We start from the raw sequence: 17,109 nt of genomic DNA, 5'->3' as shown, positions 1-17,109 counted from the left end.
CAGTAGCAGCAATGCAAGCTGACCCGCCGCTATCGCAGGCAAGCCAGCTCCCACATTTGCCCGGTGATAGCCTTAGTTTTGCATTTCCAGATCCAGCAACGCTGAACCCAGGCACTTGCCGTGGGCGTCCAGCGCCAGCGAGCGGGTCACGCCGCCACGCAGGATCCCCGGCAGCACGAAGTTCAGCGCCTGTACGTCGGGCAATTCATACCGCCGTACCGGCGGTGCCTGCGGGTCGCGCAAGCCCGCAAAGTACTCGGCTACGCGCTCAGCCGTCAGTTGCTCACACAGCAGCGGGTAATCTTCGGCGCGGTAGGCAATGATCGAAATGTTCGACGTATCACCCTTGTCCCCGGTCCTGGAATGGGCCAGCGTGTGCAGTTTCATGCTTCGATCCTCGGGTTGACCTGACTGCGCGGCAGCAGCAACGACGCCACCGCCACCACCTGACGCACGCTTTTGCTGGCGCCGCCACCGCCCGACGGGCCGTTGGTGTAGAGGGTCTCCACTTCATTGCCGACCCGCACCGCTTCGCTGCGGTCTGCACAGCGCGCCGCCACACGCAGGCGCACTTCCCAGGGTTCGACGCGGCTGCGCGGGCCATGCAGGGCGTCCATGCCGATCAGTTCGGCGCGCACCTCCTGCATCTTCACGCCCATCAGCTCCAGGCGTTTGAGGACGACATCCCGCGCCAACTGCGCCCGAGCGACAGCACCCGGGCCACCGTAGGACATCTGCCCTTCGCCGATCCAACCGTCCAGATAACCGACGCTGACTTTCAACTGCTCTGGCCGTACTCGCCCTTCGGCACCCTGGGCACGTACCCGATCACGGCCCTCCTCCACAAACCCTACCCGGGAAAAATCGGCGGTCACATCCGGCGTAAGGTAAGCAGCAGGGTCATGCACCTCATAAATCAATTGCTCGGTGCACGTCGCGCGGCTGACCCGTCCACCCGAGCCAGCAACCTTGGTAATCAGCGCCTCGCCGTCTGCGTTGATTTCAGCCAAGGGAAAGCCCAGCCGCGCCAGGTCTTCCACATCCTTGAAACCCGGATCGGCAAAATAACCACCGCTCACCTGCCCTGCGCACTCCAATAAATGCCCCACCAGCGTGCCGCGCCCCAGGCGCGACCAATCGTCCGCGGCCCAGCCGAACTCGAACATCTGCGGCGCCAGGAACAACGAGGGATCGGCCACGCGCCCGGTGATCACCACGTCGGCATCGGCGTGCAAGGCCTGCAGAATGCCGTCGACACCCAGGTAGGCATTCGCCGACAGTAATCGCTCACCCAAAGCGCCGACGGTCTGGCCGTTATCCAGCAAAAACTCGGGTTGCAAGACCGTCAATACGTCATCGCCGACCACGGCAACCACCTTGAGGTCCAGGCACAGCTCTTGCGCAATCCGCCGCACTTCCTGGGCCGCCGATACCGGATTGGCCGCGCCCATATTGGTGATAACCCGCAAGCGCCGACGCCCGGTCTTGACGCCGACATAGGGCAACACCCGGCGCATCCGCTCACTCAACAGCGGGTCGTAGCCACCCTGGGAGTCGTTGATTCGCGCCTGTTGCGCCAGGGCAATCGTGCGTTCAGCCAGGCATTCGAACACCAGGTAATCCAGGTCGCCCTGCTCGGCCAGTTCCACGGCAGGCTCGATACGGTCGCCGGAATAGCCGGCACCGGAACCGATGCGCAAGGTTTTCATCTCAAATCACTCCCAAGAGCAGCGCGGTCAGGGTCATCAACACCGACGCGGCAAACAGAAACGGAATGGTGAAGCGCTGGTGATCGGCCAATTCGATCTTGCACAGGCCCACCAACAGGAAGGTCGCAGGGGTCAGCGGGCTGACCGGGAAACCGGTGGTGTGCACACCCAGCAACGAGGCCTGGGCCACTTGCAGCGGGTCGACGCCCAGGGCCTTGCCAACTTCGGCGATCACCGGCATCACACCGAAATAGTAGGAATCGGGGTCGAACAGCATGCTCAACGGCATGGAAATAAAGCCCACCACGGCGGGGATCAACTTCCCGTGGCCGGCCGGAATCTGCGCTACCGCCACTTCGGCAATGGCCTTGAGCATGCCAGTGCCCTGCATGATTCCGGTGAACACCCCGGCAGCGAGCAGGATACTGGCCATGGTCAGCGCGGTCTTGGCGTGGGCGTCGATGCGCGCACGCTGAGCGTCGACGTTCGGATAGTTGATGCACAGCGCCACCACGGTGCCGAGCATGAACATCACCACTGGATCGACCCAGCCGGCAATCATCACCACCATCACCAGCACGGTCAGGATCAGGTTGACCCAGAACAGACGTGGGCGGCGCAGCTTGATGTCGTCTTCGCTGAGTACCCGCTGCGGCACCGCATCCACCGTGGACCCGGCCCCCAGGCCCAGGCGTTTTTCTTCACGGCGCCCCAGCCACCAGGCGCAGGCGAATACAAAGGCGAGACCAACGATCTGCACCGGAATCAACGGCTGGAACAAGTCCGCCACCGGCACGTGCAAGGCGGCTGACGAGCGCAGCACCGGGCCGGTCCAGGGCAGGAAATTGACCCCGGCCGCCATCGCGCACACGCAGGCGAGGATGCGTTTGTCGATGCCCAACCGCGTGTACAACGGCAGCATCGCCGGCACCGTCACCAGAAAGGTCACCGCGCCCGAGCCGTCCAGGTGCACCAACAACGCCAGTGTCGCCGTGCCCACGACAATTCGCGTAGGACGTGTCCCTACCGTGCGCAGGATGCGATCAATGATGGGGTCGAGCATACCGGCATCGGTCATGATCCCGAAAAACAGAATCGCGAACACGAACATGCCGACGACGGGGGCGACGTTCTTGATACCGGTGATGATGAAGGCGCTGGTTTGCAGGCCGAAACCGCCAAGCAGCGCGGCGATGATCGGCAAGGCGATCAGGGCCACCAGCGGCGAGAGGCGCTTGCTCATGACGGCAGCGAGCAGGCACAGGATGGTGATGACACCCAGGGTTGCGAGCATGGGTTACTCCAGAGCGGCCTTGGTGGCCGGTTATTGTTTTACCGGGAGTATTGGAAGCGGGTTAGTCTTTGTAAATTAGAATATTCACCAGCTAGTGTTCGGAAAAACAAAATGAAGAACAGTATCCAACACATTCAGGCGTTTCTGGCGGTGGCCCGTACGGGCAGCTTCACCAAGGCCGCCAACGAGCTGCATCTCTCGCCTTCCGCGCTGACGGTGCAGGTGCAACAACTGGAAGACTGGCTCGGCGTCGCCCTGCTGGACCGCAGCCCACGGCATGTCAGTATCACGGCTGCCGGCCAGGACGCCCGTGGCCCGATGGAAAAGCTGCTGCTGGACCTGGACAACATCGTCAGCGGCTCCCGCGATCTCGCCGCACTGCGCCGGGGCGTGGTTACCATCGCCGCCCTGCCCTCGGTGTGCGCCGGGACATTGCCACCGGCCTTGCGTTTGTTTCGTGAGCGGTTTGCCGGAATCGAAGTGCGCCTGCATGACCTGGTAGCCCATCGCATTCATGCCCAGGTACGTTCCGGGGAGGTGGATTTCGGCATCGGCGTGCGGGCACGACTCAGTCACGGCCTGGATTTCATACCGGTACTGAATGACCGTCTGTGTGCATTTGTACCGGTGGACCACCCGCTGACCCGTCATCGCCAACTGACCCTCGCACAGTTGGCCGATCAGCCGATCATCCTCACCGGGCGCGACAGCAGTGTGCGCGAGCAAGTGGATGCGTTGTTCGATGAGACGCGGCTGACAATGAACGCCGGCATGGAAGCCAACTACATGTCGACGGTGCTGGCATTGGTACGCCAGGGGTTGGGGATCAGTGTGTTGCCGGAATCGGCGGCGGACAGCCTGAAGGGTTTGCAACGCATCCCCATCGATCATCCCGGCGTGAACCGTGAGATCGGTTTGATCAGTCGCAGCGGGATGGGCTTGAGCCCGGCGGCGCAACGTTGCTTTGACCTGCTGAACGACGAATTATCTGACACACCGCAGAGCTAACGTTACAGCAGGCTTGCGTGGGAGCTGGCTTGCCTGCGATGCGGACAACTCGGTCTGTCAGTTGTACCGAGGTGATGCCATCGCAGGCAAGCCAGCTCCCACATGTTGAACCGTATGATCAGTCCAGCATCGGCACATGTTTTGGATGGCTGGCAACACGTTTCAACCACGCCTGCACACCCGGATAGGCCGCCAGGTCGAAACCACCCTCGTGGGCCACATGGGTGTAGGCATACAGCGCCACGTCGGCAATCGAAAACTGATCACCCACCAGATACGGCGTCAATTGCAGTTGACGCTCCATGACCTTGAGCGCCTTGTAGCCACCCTTGTGCAGTTTCTTGTATTCCTCCTGGCGTTCTTCCGGCAACCCCAGGTAGAACTGGATAAACCGCGCCACCGCAATGTAGGGCTCGTGGCTGTATTGCTCGAAGAACTGCCATTGCAGCACTTGCGTACGCAGGCGTGGCTCGCCGGGCAGGAACTCGCTGCCGTCGGCGAGGAAGTTGAGGATCGCGTTCGACTCCCACAGGCAGGTGCCGTCTTCGAGCTCCAGTACCGGGATCTTGCCGTTGGGGTTCTTCGCCAGGAACTCGGCGGTCTGGGTGTCACCCTTGAGGATGTCCACATCCACCCATTGATACGGGATGCCCAACAGGCTGAGCATCAATTTGACCTTGTAGCAGTTGCCCGACTTGTAATCGCCATAAACCTTGTACATGGGGCTCCCCTTATGCCGCTTGCGCGTGCTGTGCTTGACGGACCACCGCGGCCAGGCGCTTGAGACCTTCGTCCAGGCGCGCCGGGTCGATATGGCTGAAATTGAGCCGCAACGAACCCAGGTGCTGGTCCGGCTCGGAAAAGAACGGTTCACCGGGCATGAACGCGACGTCCTGATCGAGCGATGGAGCCAACAAAGTGCGGGTATCCAGCGGCTGTTTCAAGGTCAGCCAGAAGAATAATCCACCCTGGGGCACTTGCCAGTCGGCCAGGTCGCCGAAATGGCGCACCAGTGCGGCCTGAAACGCGTCGCGGCGTTCACGGTAGAAACTACGCAGTTCCACCAGGTGCTGCGCGTATTGTTCGCTGCCAAGCCACTGCATCGCCTGCCACTGGCCCACGCGGTTGGTGTGCAGGTCCGCCGACTGCTTGAGCTTGAGCAGGTGCGCAAACAAGTCCGGGCTGGCGATCAGGTAACCCACCCGCAGCCCCGGCAACAGGGTCTTGGAAACTGTGCCGGTGTAGATCCAGCTGGCCTTTTTCAGGCGCCCGGCAATCGGTTTGGCACTGGCGCCGTCGAAGGTCAGTTCGCGGTAGGGTTCGTCTTCGATCAGGGTCACGCCGAACTCATCGAGCAATGCCGCGACGGCTTCGCGCTTGGCTTCGCTGTAGCGCACCGCCGAAGGGTTCTGGAACGTCGGGATCAGGTAGATGAACGCCGGGTGATGGCGTTCAAGGTTGGCACGCAACGCGGCCAGGTTCGGCCCGTCGGCCTCCAGTTGCACGGTGAGGCAATCGGCGCCGAACAACTGGAAGATCTGCAACGCGGCCAGGTAGGTTGGGCCTTCGAGCAGGATCTGCGTGCCTTTGTCGATATACAGCTTGGCCGCCAGGTCCAGGGTTTGCTGAGAACCGCTGACCACCAATACCTGGCTGGCCTGACACGGCACGCCAAGGGCACGGGCCTGCGCGGCGATCAGTTCGCGCAGTTGCGGCTCGCCTTCGCTCATGCCGTATTGGCCGATATTCAGCGGCAGGTCATCCCAGTTCAACCGGGGCAACATGGTTTCGGCCGGCAGGCCTCCGGCGAAGGACATCACTTGCGGACGCTGGCCAGCCGCGAGTATTTCACGGATCAAGGAGCTTTTGAGGCGCGTAACACGTTCAGAGAAGGCCATGGGGTCACCGCTGGCTAAGCTTGTGGGAAATACGTCAAACTGCTTGACCGAAATTACGACGACTCGAACGGATACGTCAATATGCTTGACCTTAAAAATCCAACCGCCCAGCAAGCAGCCATGGAAGCGTTCTTCTTCGGCTACCAGGCGTTCACCGCCAAGGCCGACGAAATGCTCGAGCGCCGAGGCCTGAGCCGGGTGCACCAGCGCATCGTGTTTTTTATCGCGCGCTACCCCGCATTGAGCGTGAAGGAACTGCTGGAAGTGCTCGGGGTAAGCAAGCAGGCACTGAATATGCCGCTGCGCCAATTGCAGGAAATGCACCTGGTGAACAGCGTTGCGTCCGAGACCGACAAGCGCAAACGCCTGCTGGAATTGACTGAGGAAGGCCAGCGTTTCGAGCAGTCGCTGCGGCGCGAGCAGGTGAAGTTGCTGCAACGCGCATTCAGCGACGCCGGGGAAGCCGCCGTCAGCGGCTGGCTGGCCGTCAATCAGGCACTCGCCCACCAGCCTTGAACCCTGTGGCGAGCGGGTAGAGGGCATGCCTTTCATCTGCTTCCGAGCGGCCAATCGAAAACATTATTTGCTTTATTTGTATACAAAAGCATAATCCACAGCGAGCGAGTTCCTGACCTATTGGTCAACAAAACTTGCCAACACCTCAAAGCGCTGTTGCCCACACCTGTGACCGGCGCTGGAAATAACAATAAAACTCTTGAGGAGTACTCGCTGTGGATAGCCGCAAAACCGAAGCCCCGACGCTGGACCTCTCCCCGCCCAACCACGGTTGGCTGGAACGCCTGTTCAAACTGCGCTTGCATGGCACCACAGTGAAGACCGAGCTGATCGCCGGCCTCACCACCTTTATCACCATGGCCTACATCATCTTCGTCAACCCGAACATCATGGCCGATGCCGGCATCGATCACGGTGCGGCGTTCGTCGCCACCTGCATCGCTGCCGCCCTCGGCTGCCTGTTGATGGGCCTGTACGCCAACTGGCCGGTCGGCTTGGCGCCAGGTATGGGCCTGAATGCGTTCTTCACCTACACCGTGGTCGGCACCATGGGCTACACCTGGGAAACCGCGCTGGGCGCGGTGTTCATCTCGGGCGTGCTGTTCATGGGCCTGACCCTCTCCCGGGTGCGGGAATGGTTGCTCAACAGCATTCCGGTGAGCCTGCGCCATGCCATGGGCGCCGGCGTCGGCTTGTTCCTCGGGGTGATCGGTCTGAAGACCGCCGGCATCATCGTCGACAGCCCAGCCACCCTGATCAAGCTCGGCTCGCTGCACGAACCCGCGCCGCTGCTGGCCGCCGTGTGCTTCCTGCTGATCGCCATCCTCAGCTACCACCGCGTATTCGGCGCGATCCTGATCAGCATCATCGCCGTCACGCTCGCCGGCTGGGGCCTGGGCATGGTGCACTACAACGGTATCCTCTCCACCCCGCCGAGCCTGGCCCCGACCTGGATGGCCATGGATGTGGCCGGTGTATTCAATGTCAGCATGATCAGCGTTGTTTTTGCGTTTCTTTTTGTACACATGTTCGACACCGCAGGTACACTGATGGGCGTCGCGCAACGGGCCGGACTGGTCAATGCCGATGGCAAGATCGATAACCTGTCCCGTGCCCTGAAGGCCGACAGTGCGTCCAGCGTATTCGGCGCCATGGTCGGTGTGCCGCCCGTGACCAGCTACGTGGAAAGTGCCGCCGGCGTGGCCGCTGGCGGGCGTACCGGGCTGACGGCGGTGACCGTGGGCATTCTGTTCGTGGCAGCGATGTTTTTCGCACCGCTGGCCGGCATGATCCCGGCGTATGCCACCGCCGGAGCCTTGATTTACGTGGCGATGCTGATGATGGCGAGCATGGCCCATATTAATTGGGATGAAGCCACCGACAGCATTCCGGCGATCGTCACGGCGATCATGATGCCCCTGACCTTCTCGGTGGCCGACGGGATCGCCCTGGGCTTCATCACCTACGTGGCGCTCAAGGCCGGTACCGGCAAGTACCGTGAGATCTCCATCAGCCTGTGGGTGTTGTGCGCGATCTTTATCGCCAAATTCATATTTCTATAAAGGAGCAACGGATGAACCTGGAAACCTGGCTACTGTTCAGCGGCGCGGCATTGGTGGTGATCCTGATCCCGGGGCCGCTGTCATTGCTGATGATCAGCAACAGCTTGAATTACGGGCTGCGCCGCTCGTATCCGGCGTTTCTGGGTGGGGTATCTGCCTCTATCTGCCTGCTCAGCGCCTCGGCCCTCGGCCTGGGCGCGCTGTTGCTGGCCTCCGAGCAACTGTTCAGCGCCTTGAAGATCGTCGGCGCGGCGTACCTGTTTTACCTCGCCTGGCAGAGCTGGCAACAGTCGCGGCAACCGGCCAGACAGGCAGAAGTGCCCTACAGCGCGCCGCTGCCGCGCTTTCGCAGCCTGTTTGGTCGCGCATTCGTACTGGGCGCCAGCAACCCCAAGGACATTCTGTTCTTCGCGGCATTCCTGCCGCAGTTCCTCAACAGCCAACACGCGTTCCTGGCGCAACTATTGATCATGATCGTCACCTGGACCCTGCTCGACCTGCTCTGCAAGCTGGCCTACGGGCTCGGTGCCCACGGCGCCGCGCGCTACCTGCGCAGCGGCAGCGGCCAGGGTTGGTTCAACCGGGTAAGCGCGGCCTTTTTCGGCGCGGCCGGCGCGGCTGCGCTGCTCCGGGCCTGAGGCTGCCAAACCGGACAAAGTACACCGTGGGCGGTGCCTGTGCCGTCCACTGAATGCCCGCAATGATCTTCACCAGGCGGTGCTCATCGAGCGCCTGCTTGATCGGCGCGTAGACGGCGCTGAGTTTGAAGGACGTGCTTTTCTCGATGAACCACGCGTCGGTCATTTGCATCGCGTGCGCCGCGTTCAGTTTGATCGAGGGGGTATGGGACCAGCGCGTCAACACGTAGTACAGATTGTCGGTCTGCGGATGAGTGCAACAGAAATCCACCACAGCGCCGGCGCCCGCCTTCTTTTCCACACTGCGCACGACAAACCCCTGGGCCTCCAGCACGGCTCGTACCGCGTTTTGCATCACCCGCGCCCTTTCAAGCTGATTGTGTTGGGTGGGCTCGAACAAAGCATTGCCCGGCCGCGGGACCACGGTGAAATCCATACGCTGAAAGCCCGGCGTGATCGGCTCACTGCCGATGTAAATACGGGTACTGCCGGCACTTTCCAGGGGCCTTAACAGCTTTAGCAGATCGTCGGTTTGCCCAAGGGCGCCTGGCGCCAGCCAACGGTCAAGGGTTGCACGCAAACTGAGCAGATGGCTGGCAGTCAGTGACGGGCTGCGATCGGATAGAGCCAACAGGCGCTCGATCAGAAACGTGCGGCTGTTGGTCGTCATGAACGGAAACGCCCGGGCCAGGGATACCCGCAGCGACTCACTGAACAACGGTCGGTGAAATACCCACGCGCCCTCACTGCCAAGCGTCGCCGGTATCGGCTGGTCGAACGCGCCCACTTCGAGCCAATAGGCGATATCCAGGGACGCCGCATGCTCCAGCGGCTGGTCGCGGGTGATGAAGATCAACGTGCGCGAGGACACCTGCGCACCGTCCGGCAGCACCCGATAATGACGGCCATTGAACTGCACTACCCGATAGGGTCGCGCGGGCGGACGTACGGTGACCTCGAACAGACTCCGCTCCGGCAACAGCGCCGTCAGTGTCAGCGACGCCGTGGAGGCCCAGGCCTGAAAGTGCTGCGGCGGTACCTGGGTCTGGCGCAGGCGCAGTTCGACCGCCGTGTGCGAAGGGGGACGCCAGCTGGTTTCGGCCGGAGCGTTGAAGGGGCGCCATATGGCTGAACTCGGACCCGGTTGTGGTGACACTGGCGGCGCATCCGCCCCCAGTGACCACTCACGGTCTTCCCGGATAAACAGCAGTAATTCGCCCTCGGCTTCACCGCCCGGGTTCTTTATCCGCAGCGCGTGTTCATCCGTGCGCCGGTACACCGGGTAAAAATGCTCGCCATCGCGCCAGAACTGCTCGCCGTTTTTCACGTAGACCCCCCTCTCGCCCGGTCCCTGCAGCGGCACGGCGGTGTCGATGGAAAAAGACTTGCGGAAACGCTCCAACACGCTGGCCGCTTGGGGCGCAGACGGCAAACGTGCCAGGCGAGCACCGCGCTGATGCAACTGAATCAGGCTCCGGTGCAGCGCAACGGGGCGTACCGTCTTGCCCCCGGGAATGAAAGAGGTGACCACATCGACAAATGCCATCAGCGTCAAAAACACCACGTCCACCGCATCTTCGGCGCGTTGACTGAGGTGGTAACGCCGAGCCGCCAGCAACAACTCATACACGCTGATTCCCACACCAATCACCGGAATGAAAGATAGAAGACCACGCACCCTGGCATCGTTCTGCTCGGCCAAGCGTTGTTCTCGGTATTGATCAAGTGTCGCGATGGAGTTGGCACTGGCCTGGGCACGCTGCTGGATCTCGAGCATGCGGGCATGGGCGAACAGCGCCTGGGCATCGCATTGGGCGGTAAGGACAATGTCCAGCCAGGCCTTGGGGTCGGCGAGGATCTGTTCCTTGATCTGTGCTTCGATCACAGGCAACACCGCAGAGGGCTGCGTGTGTTTGATCTTGAAACTGGCGACGAACCGCCGAATGGCTTCATACGCCCTGAGAACGGCGAACCCCAGAATCGGCGCCACACGGACCCTGTTCAATAACGCCACCGGCGTTGGCACGACGGCCGGTTGCCCGGGATAGCCGGCCAGCGCCTCGGTTTCCCAGCCGGGGGCCACCTGTCGCGCCAGCGCCTTGCTGTTGTCAGGGGTCGCCCAAGAGGCGTTTATCGCGATCCTTGCCTGTTCGACGCCATCGTGCTCGCTGATCGTCGGCGAACCCTGGGCACCCGGCCAATACACCACGCAACGCTGCGAGGACTGGTCGATGATGATCAGAATGCCCGCGATATGGCGGTGTTGAGCCAAGGTCAGGCCACACAACCGCACGAAACCCAAGCGCAACTCATGACCGTTCTTACACAGATCGGCCGGGCCACGCGCCGCCATGGCCGTGCTGAACAGGCTTTGCCCCTGAATCGAGAGACCTTGCCTGACAGCGGAAAAAGCTTGCAAGCGCGCCAGTTGCAACGTGCTGCGGTCGATCAATGGCCGGGGCAATGTCTGTGAGGTCGGGTGAAACACACGCTGGACCCAGGCGGTGTACTGTCCGCCGATGTCCAGTTCAGACAAGGTGTCGATCAAATAACGCGGGCTCAATCGGGCCTTCCACTCAGGCTGATGCCAGCGCGCCCGGTTCAATCGCCACTCGGTCCATGGCGCCTGGGGGTCGAGGTTATGCAAGGCCAGATCCAGCAGGCTGAAGGTCGTTCGTTCGCGACTGACCACGGTTTTGGCATGACGGTCACCCACCACACATTGACTCGACCAGCCACAAAACTGGCGGCTGACATCGTCCGGCATGTCCAGCAAGGGCTGGTCCATATCCAGCGTCGAGGAAAAACCATCCGCCTTGAGCCGCGCCGCCAACAGGCCGCGCGCAAACGTTTCCAGCGACGGCAACACCTGCCACAGCCGGCTCTCCAGGGCCAGGGCGTTGGCCAGGTAACTCCGTTGCAGGCGCCTGTAGCGCTGGCGGTGAGCTGCTGGAGCCCGCGTCAGCCAGGGTGGCCGGGCGTGAGAGTGCACGGCACCGAAGCGCACGTACTCCACATTCGCCAGGGCAACCGCACGCGCATCATGGGCGGGTACTTGCAGGTGATCGCGCAGCTCATCGGCCAACAGTTGCCGGGCCAGATTCACATCCGCTACCTCGCTGAACAAGCGCGCTGGGCCATTCAGGCGCTTGTGCAGGCGCGCGTGGTATTCGATCAACGCCTTGACGCTACCATGCAGTGCATCGCCCTCCTCCACGCGATAGTCAATCGGCGTTGCCGCCGACAGCTCCGATTGCAGAGCCTTGCGCACGTCCCGCCCGATGCAGCGCCATAACACAGAACCATCACGGCTGGTCAGGCTGGCCCGTAGCGCGTAGGTCAGACTGTGCAATGTGTCGAATACCGCCAGCCCACCGAACCCGCCACTGACCACCAGCAACACCGGCTGGGGCTCCATCGGCTCGCTCAGTGCACGTGCGGTGGTCACCACAAACACGCCCATCAACTCGCCTAGGCCGCCCGCCCCCAGGGTGATGCGCAACACGCGCGTGTCACTGTTACCCCGCGCCGCTGCCAACGGCGTATCGAGTACCTCCAGCAACCCGTCGAGGTGGGGCTGCTGGAGCATCTGCAAGGCCAACTCAAGCTGTGCCTCCTGGCGCAATGCACGGCGTTGGGTCTGCACCACCCACGCGGCACGCTGGCGCGAACCTTCCAGGCGCTCCAGCCAGAATGCCGGCTGGAACAACCGGGGCGCCTCGCCGAGCGTCCAGCCGCTGACCTTCTGCAACAGTTCCTGACGCTGGCCTTCAAGTTGCAACAGCGCCTGATAGGCCGCCGCGTCAGTCTCGTGCAACGCACTCAAGCGGCTTTCATAGCGTTGCAATTTCCCCTCGCAGGCCATGCGCGGCAGGTCGGCAGACAGGCTGGCCAGCAGGATTTCGGAGTGTCGTCGCTGGCGGTCCCATTCGAGCAGTTCGTCCAGAATGGAGGCGAATATCGGCCCACGGTTGAGGCGCGCACGGTGCTTTTCGATAAACCGCAGCAAACGCGCCGCACGACGACTCGGCAGGGGTTCGCCCACGGCAGGGGCGGTGTAATCGAGCGACAGCAGGCTGCCCCATTCGTCATTCAACTGCCCATCCAGCAAGGCTTGCGCACTGTGGGCCAGGGCGTCCTCGTTAAGGCTCACGCCAGGAGGGATTGCCGCGACCGAGTGACGCTTGAACGGCAAATAAAGCCATGTGGTGTTCAGCAACGACTGCTGGATCAGTACCGGCAAATCGTTCTGCAACTGATGCCAGGAGCTGAATTCGCGAAACGCCTGCTGCAAACCCGGCAGATAAACCACCACAGGCGCGTCCGGCTCGCCAGCCCGACGCAGGTACAAGGCGCCTGGAATCGCCAGCACTCCCGAGTCGGTGCGGGGCCAAGTCAGCGTCTCCACACACAACGCGGCCCAAGCACCACCCGCGCGTTGGCGGGCTTCGGCGGTCGGTGCATCCACCAGCTGTTTGACCATGGAGTAGGCCGCTGCCGACAGCTCAAACACCTGGTGCGCCAGGTAAGCCTGGTCGGCAAATGCCAAGGAGTGCAACTCGGCCCAGCGCTTTGCACGGGACAGCCATGAACCCTCGGCCAGTTGCTGCCAGTACCCCGTAACGGCACTGTCGACGCGCTCGGAGAGCCTTAACTTGCGCACTCGGTCCATGACTTCCCAAGCGTTGAACGGCAGGCGATGAAGCGCCTCGCCCTGGACACTCAAGGCCGTGAAGTGATGGAGGTTGATGGGCACACCGGGCCGGGCAAACAGGTCCAAAGCGCGGTCGATCAGGCTGTTGACCTGGCTGGCCGGGCGAGGCGGCGGTGGTTCGCTGAACAGCAAGGTGTGAGGATCCAGAGCAAACGCTTCACGCAAGGCCTGGTGGATCACCGCAAGGATACGCGGCGCCCGACCGCTCAGTTGGCGCAATTGCCGGGTGCGTTGCAGGCAACGTTCATGGGTGTCGTGCAATTGATTGATCAGGCGGCTGGGCTGGGCGGCGCCGTTGATACGCTGAGTCAACAACGCACGCAGCGTGGTCAGGCGCTGTTCGGGCGTCGCGGCGGGGTCATCGAAATTCAGGGGTGACGCGCTGTCGGTGTCCATACCGGCCTCCGGGTGGCTTGAAAAAAGCTGAGCCTAGAGACCCGTCGCGTTCATCCTGCACTACATAGTTGCCAGACAAAAAAAAGCCCGCAGTGTGGGCGGGCGAAAAACCAACGAAGAGCTTTGGGGGTGTGAAGCGAGGTGACGCTCAGCTACCGCGATAAGTGGAGTAGCTGTAGGGCGAAATCAGTAGCGGGACATGGTAGTGATCCTGTTCGGCACTGATGCCGAAACGCAGTACCACCACATCAAGGAAGGCTGGTTCAGGCAGTTGCACGCCACGGGTGCGGTAATAGTCACCGGCGCTGAACTGCAGTTGGTAGACACCGCTGCGGTAGTCGTCACCTTGCAACAGCGGCGCATCGCAACGGCCATCGCTGTTGGTCAGCGTGGTCGCGACCAGCTCAAGCTGCGCGCCCTCGACGCGGTACAACTCGACCTTGATCGCGCTGCCGGGGCAGCCGTGTGCGGCGTCCAAAACGTGTGTGGTCAAACGTCCCATGGCGTCGGCGCGCCTCCTGAAGTCAGTAAAAGAAAGGTCCGCGCTTTTTCAGGGCAGCGAAAAAGCCGGCGATGGCTGATTAAGACACTTTTTAAAAAAATTGTACACAATAAAAATCACAAACCTTTGGATCCGTGCACCTGCATCGACGCTCGAGGTAATCGTCGAGTAATCCTTGCTTTTAAACGACCTTTTGTCCATTAGCTGACCAATCAGGCAAGTTTCTTGCTACACCATTCACCTGAAGCCTTGCAGAAAAAATGCAGAAATGCGGGCTTACAAAGTGCGCGATAAGTTGTATACAATCACTCATCGCCAACACGACGAACAAGAAGGAAGACTGCAGTGAGCGCTGACTACCCACGCGACCTGATCGGTTACGGCAGTAACCCTCCTCACCCCCACTGGCCGGGCAAGGCACGCATCGCGCTGTCTTTCGTACTTAATTACGAAGAAGGTGGCGAGCGCAATATTCTGCACGGTGACAAGGAATCCGAAGCGTTCCTGTCGGAAATGGTCGCTGCACAGCCACTGCAAGGCGCACGCAACATGAGCATGGAGTCGCTGTACGAATACGGCAGCCGTGCCGGCGTGTGGCGCATCCTCAAGTTGTTCAAGCAATTCGATATCCCGCTGACCATCTTTGCCGTGGCCATGGCCGCCCAGCGCCACCCGGATGTGATCCGCGCGATGGTCGAGGCTGGCCACGAGATCTGCAGCCACGGTTACCGTTGGATCGACTACCAGTACATGGACGAGGTCCAGGAGCGCGAGCACATGCTCGAAGCCATCCGCATCCTCACCGAACTGACCGGCGAACGCCCACTGGGCTGGTACACCGGGCGCACCGGCCCCAATACCCGGCGGCTGGTAATGGAGGAAGGTGGCTTCCTCTACGATTGCGATACCTACGACGATGACCTGCCCTACTGGGAACCCGATACGCCCACCGGCAAGCCGCATCTGGTGATCCCCTACACCCTGGACACCAACGACATGCGCTTTACCCAGGTGCAGGGGTTCAACAAGGGCGATGACTTCTTCGAATACCTCAAGGATGCGTTCGACGTGCTGTATGCCGAAGGCGCCGAGGCGCCAAAAATGCTTTCCATCGGCCTGCATTGCCGCTTGATCGGCCGTCCGGGGCGCCTGGCGTCGTTGAAGCGTTTTATCGAATACGTCAAAGGTCACGAACAGGTGTGGTTCACCCGCCGCGTCGACATCGCCCGCCACTGGCACGACACTCATCCTTTCAAGGGAGCGGCGAAATGACTGCGTTCCAGACCCTCACACCTTCGACCCTGGGCCGTGACGCATTCGTCCAGGCCTTCGCCGATATCTACGAACATTCGCCATGGGTGGCCGAAAAGGCCTTCGACCTGGGCCAGGACGCGTCGATCGACCAGATCGAAACCCTGCACCAGCGCATGAGCGACATCCTGTTGAGTGCTGATCATGCCCGCCAGTTGGCGCTGATCAACGCTCACCCGGACCTGGCCGGCAAGGCTGCCGTCCAGGGGCAACTCACCGAAGCCAGCACGAATGAACAGGCTGGCGCCGGTATTCACCAATGCACGGCCGAAGAGTTCTCGCGCTTCACCGAGCTGAACGATGCCTACAAGGCCAAGTTCAAGTTTCCCTTCATCATGGCGGTAAAAGGCAGCAACCGGCATCAGATCCTGGCCGCGTTCGAAACGCGCATTCATCACTCGGTCGAGGCCGAGTTCAAATGCGCACTGGCCGAGATCAACAAGATCGCGTTGTTCCGATTACTGACCCTCTAAACGACCATCCCCAGCCACTCTATTCAAGGCAGACAAGAAGAATGAAAGCTTACGCCGTACCTTTCGAAAAGTTCGTCAACCTGGCCGACGCCCGCCTGGGCACCAAGATCATTTCCGTCACCGATGACTGGTTCGCCGACGCCAACCGCCTGTTCCAGCCGACCCCGGCCGTGTGGAAGGAAGGCGTGTTCGATGACAACGGCAAGTGGATGGACGGCTGGGAGTCGCGCCGCAAGCGTTTCGAAGGCTACGACAGTGCGGTGATCCGCCTCGGCGTGCCCGGCAGCATCAAGGGTGTGGACATCGACACCTCGTTCTTCACCGGCAACTACCCACCCTCGGCGTCCCTGGAAGCCTGCTTCCTGACCTCGGGCGAGCCTGACGAGAACACCCAATGGGTGGAAGTGCTGTCCGCCGTCGAGCTGCAAGGCAACAGCCACCACTACCATGAAATCAACAACGAGCAGGCGTTCAGCCACCTGCGCTTCAACATCTACCCGGATGGCGGCGTGGCCCGTCTGCGTGTATACGGCGTACCGTTCCGCGACTGGTCGGCGGTAGGTGACAACGAACAGGTCGACCTGGCTGCCGCACTGAATGGCGGTCGCGCCCTGGCCTGCTCCGACGAGCACTTCGGTCGCATGAGCAACATCCTCAACCCGGGCCGTGGCATCAACATGGGCGACGGCTGGGAAACCGCCCGTCGTCGTACACCCGGCAATGACTGGGTGATCGTCGCCCTGGGCCACCCGGGCGAGATCGAGAAAATCATCGTCGACACCCTGCACTTCAAGGGCAACTACCCGGACACCTGCTCGATCCAGGGCGCCTTCGTGAAGGGCGGCACCGACAGCCAGATCGAAACCCAGTCGCTGTTCTGGCGCGAACTGCTGCCGAGCCAGAAGCTGGAAATGCACGCCGAACACACTTTCGTCGAACAGATCAAGGCGCTGGGCCCGATCACCCACATCCGCCTGAACGTGTTCCCGGATGGCGGTGTGAGTCGCCTGCGTGTACTCGGCAAAGTAGCGAAATAAGGGTGGACCCAATCGCGGGCAAGCCCGGCTCCCACAGGGGTATGCGGTCAA

General features: G+C 61.6%; 14 protein-coding genes. 7 read left to right on the top strand and 7 right to left on the bottom strand.

What is annotated here, in order from left to right:
• Positions 1-72 precede the first annotated feature (72 nt).
• Genes ACW9IN_RS28715 through ACW9IN_RS28705 form a run of 3 tightly spaced genes read right to left on the bottom strand, consistent with a single transcriptional unit; the run spans position 73 to position 3,003 of the window.
• Entirely contained in the window at positions 73-387 is a 315-nt protein-coding gene (locus ACW9IN_RS28715; protein WP_457369019.1) for an AtuA-related protein, read from the bottom strand.
• On the bottom strand, positions 384-1,709 hold the full coding sequence (locus ACW9IN_RS28710) for an acyclic terpene utilization AtuA family protein (protein ID WP_457369018.1): 1,326 nt from the start codon (positions 1,707-1,709) through the stop codon (positions 384-386). Before ACW9IN_RS28710 ends, ACW9IN_RS28715 begins: the two co-directional genes overlap by 4 nt.
• 1 nt (position 1,710) lies before the next feature.
• Positions 1,711-3,003 (bottom strand): CitMHS family transporter, encoded by a 1,293-nt coding sequence (locus tag ACW9IN_RS28705; RefSeq protein ID WP_457369017.1) that lies wholly within the window; start codon positions 3,001-3,003, stop codon positions 1,711-1,713.
• 111 nt (positions 3,004-3,114) lie between these two features.
• Here ACW9IN_RS28705 and ACW9IN_RS28700 point away from each other — a divergent pair, with 111 nt between their 5' ends.
• The gene (locus ACW9IN_RS28700; protein ID WP_457369016.1) at positions 3,115-4,011 is read left to right on the top strand and encodes a LysR family transcriptional regulator; all 897 of its coding nucleotides are present in this window, start codon (positions 3,115-3,117) and stop codon (positions 4,009-4,011) included.
• Positions 4,012-4,129: 118 nt separating this feature from the next.
• Here the strand turns inward: ACW9IN_RS28700 and ACW9IN_RS28695 are convergent, their stop codons facing one another.
• A complete protein-coding gene (locus ACW9IN_RS28695) occupies positions 4,130-4,732 on the bottom strand; it encodes a glutathione S-transferase family protein (protein WP_457369015.1) in 603 nt (200 codons plus the stop codon).
• Positions 4,733-4,742: 10 nt separating this feature from the next.
• On the bottom strand, positions 4,743-5,909 hold the full coding sequence (locus ACW9IN_RS28690; protein ID WP_457369014.1) for an aminotransferase-like domain-containing protein: 1,167 nt from the start codon (positions 5,907-5,909) through the stop codon (positions 4,743-4,745).
• An 81-nt stretch (positions 5,910-5,990) separates the two neighbouring features.
• Here ACW9IN_RS28690 and ACW9IN_RS28685 point away from each other — a divergent pair, with 81 nt between their 5' ends.
• The 3 genes from ACW9IN_RS28685 to ACW9IN_RS28675 all read left to right on the top strand — a co-directional run bounded on the left by ACW9IN_RS28685 (position 5,991) and on the right by ACW9IN_RS28675 (position 8,625).
• On the top strand, positions 5,991-6,425 hold the full coding sequence (locus ACW9IN_RS28685) for a MarR family winged helix-turn-helix transcriptional regulator (protein ID WP_457369013.1): 435 nt from the start codon (positions 5,991-5,993) through the stop codon (positions 6,423-6,425).
• 215 nt (positions 6,426-6,640) lie between these two features.
• The gene (locus ACW9IN_RS28680) at positions 6,641-7,987 is read left to right on the top strand and encodes an NCS2 family permease (RefSeq protein WP_457369012.1); all 1,347 of its coding nucleotides are present in this window, start codon (positions 6,641-6,643) and stop codon (positions 7,985-7,987) included.
• An 11-nt stretch (positions 7,988-7,998) separates the two neighbouring features.
• A complete protein-coding gene (locus ACW9IN_RS28675; protein WP_457369011.1) occupies positions 7,999-8,625 on the top strand; it encodes a LysE family translocator in 627 nt (208 codons plus the stop codon).
• Here ACW9IN_RS28675 and ACW9IN_RS28670 read toward each other — a convergent pair.
• The gene (locus ACW9IN_RS28670) at positions 8,564-13,735 is read right to left on the bottom strand and encodes a dermonecrotic toxin domain-containing protein (protein WP_457369010.1); all 5,172 of its coding nucleotides are present in this window, start codon (positions 13,733-13,735) and stop codon (positions 8,564-8,566) included. The two genes, ACW9IN_RS28675 and ACW9IN_RS28670, sit on opposite strands and share 62 nt — an antisense overlap.
• A 148-nt stretch (positions 13,736-13,883) precedes the next feature.
• Positions 13,884-14,237: a hydroxyisourate hydrolase gene (gene uraH, locus ACW9IN_RS28665; protein ID WP_426215566.1), complete on the bottom strand. Its 354-nt coding sequence runs from the start codon at positions 14,235-14,237 to the stop codon at positions 13,884-13,886.
• Between the two features lie 345 nt (positions 14,238-14,582).
• On the opposite strand from uraH, the gene puuE reads away from it, so the two are divergent.
• From puuE to alc, 3 genes are read left to right on the top strand one after another with little or no spacing between them, the layout of a single operon-like run.
• Positions 14,583-15,509 (top strand): allantoinase PuuE, encoded by a 927-nt coding sequence (gene puuE, locus ACW9IN_RS28660; protein WP_457369009.1) that lies wholly within the window; start codon positions 14,583-14,585, stop codon positions 15,507-15,509.
• A complete protein-coding gene (gene uraD / locus ACW9IN_RS28655; RefSeq protein ID WP_457369008.1) occupies positions 15,506-16,021 on the top strand; it encodes a 2-oxo-4-hydroxy-4-carboxy-5-ureidoimidazoline decarboxylase in 516 nt (171 codons plus the stop codon). Before puuE ends, uraD begins: the two co-directional genes overlap by 4 nt.
• Before the next feature lie 41 nt (positions 16,022-16,062).
• Positions 16,063-17,058 carry an allantoicase gene (alc, locus tag ACW9IN_RS28650; RefSeq protein ID WP_457369007.1) on the top strand — a complete coding sequence of 332 codons (996 nt, stop codon included), beginning with the start codon at positions 16,063-16,065 and terminating at the stop codon, positions 17,056-17,058.
• The last annotated feature ends 51 nt before the right edge of the window (positions 17,059-17,109 follow it).

The sequence above is a fragment of the Pseudomonas sp. SDO5271_S396 genome, from assembly GCF_054071795.1.
Note: the sequence above shows the minus strand (reverse complement) of the source record. Positions and strands in the feature narration are given on the sequence as shown.

Bases quoted from the DNA above. Each gene is read 5' to 3' on its own strand.
- ACW9IN_RS28715 (WP_457369019.1), bottom strand. From the start codon at position 387: ATGAAACTGCACACGCTGGCCCATTCCAGGACCGGGGACAAGGGTGAT.
- ACW9IN_RS28710 (WP_457369018.1), bottom strand. From the start codon at position 1,709: ATGAAAACCTTGCGCATCGGTTCCGGTGCCGGCTATTCCGGCGACCGT.
- ACW9IN_RS28705 (WP_457369017.1), bottom strand. From the start codon at position 3,003: ATGCTCGCAACCCTGGGTGTCATCACCATCCTGTGCCTGCTCGCTGCC.
- ACW9IN_RS28700 (WP_457369016.1), top strand. From the start codon at position 3,115: ATGAAGAACAGTATCCAACACATTCAGGCGTTTCTGGCGGTGGCCCGT.
- ACW9IN_RS28695 (WP_457369015.1), bottom strand. From the start codon at position 4,732: ATGTACAAGGTTTATGGCGATTACAAGTCGGGCAACTGCTACAAGGTC.
- ACW9IN_RS28690 (WP_457369014.1), bottom strand. From the start codon at position 5,909: ATGGCCTTCTCTGAACGTGTTACGCGCCTCAAAAGCTCCTTGATCCGT.
- ACW9IN_RS28685 (WP_457369013.1), top strand. From the start codon at position 5,991: ATGCTTGACCTTAAAAATCCAACCGCCCAGCAAGCAGCCATGGAAGCG.
- ACW9IN_RS28675 (WP_457369011.1), top strand. From the start codon at position 7,999: ATGAACCTGGAAACCTGGCTACTGTTCAGCGGCGCGGCATTGGTGGTG.
- ACW9IN_RS28670 (WP_457369010.1), bottom strand. From the start codon at position 13,735: ATGGACACCGACAGCGCGTCACCCCTGAATTTCGATGACCCCGCCGCG.
- uraH (WP_426215566.1), bottom strand. From the start codon at position 14,237: ATGGGACGTTTGACCACACACGTTTTGGACGCCGCACACGGCTGCCCC.
- uraD (WP_457369008.1), top strand. From the start codon at position 15,506: ATGACTGCGTTCCAGACCCTCACACCTTCGACCCTGGGCCGTGACGCA.
- alc (WP_457369007.1), top strand. From the start codon at position 16,063: ATGAAAGCTTACGCCGTACCTTTCGAAAAGTTCGTCAACCTGGCCGAC.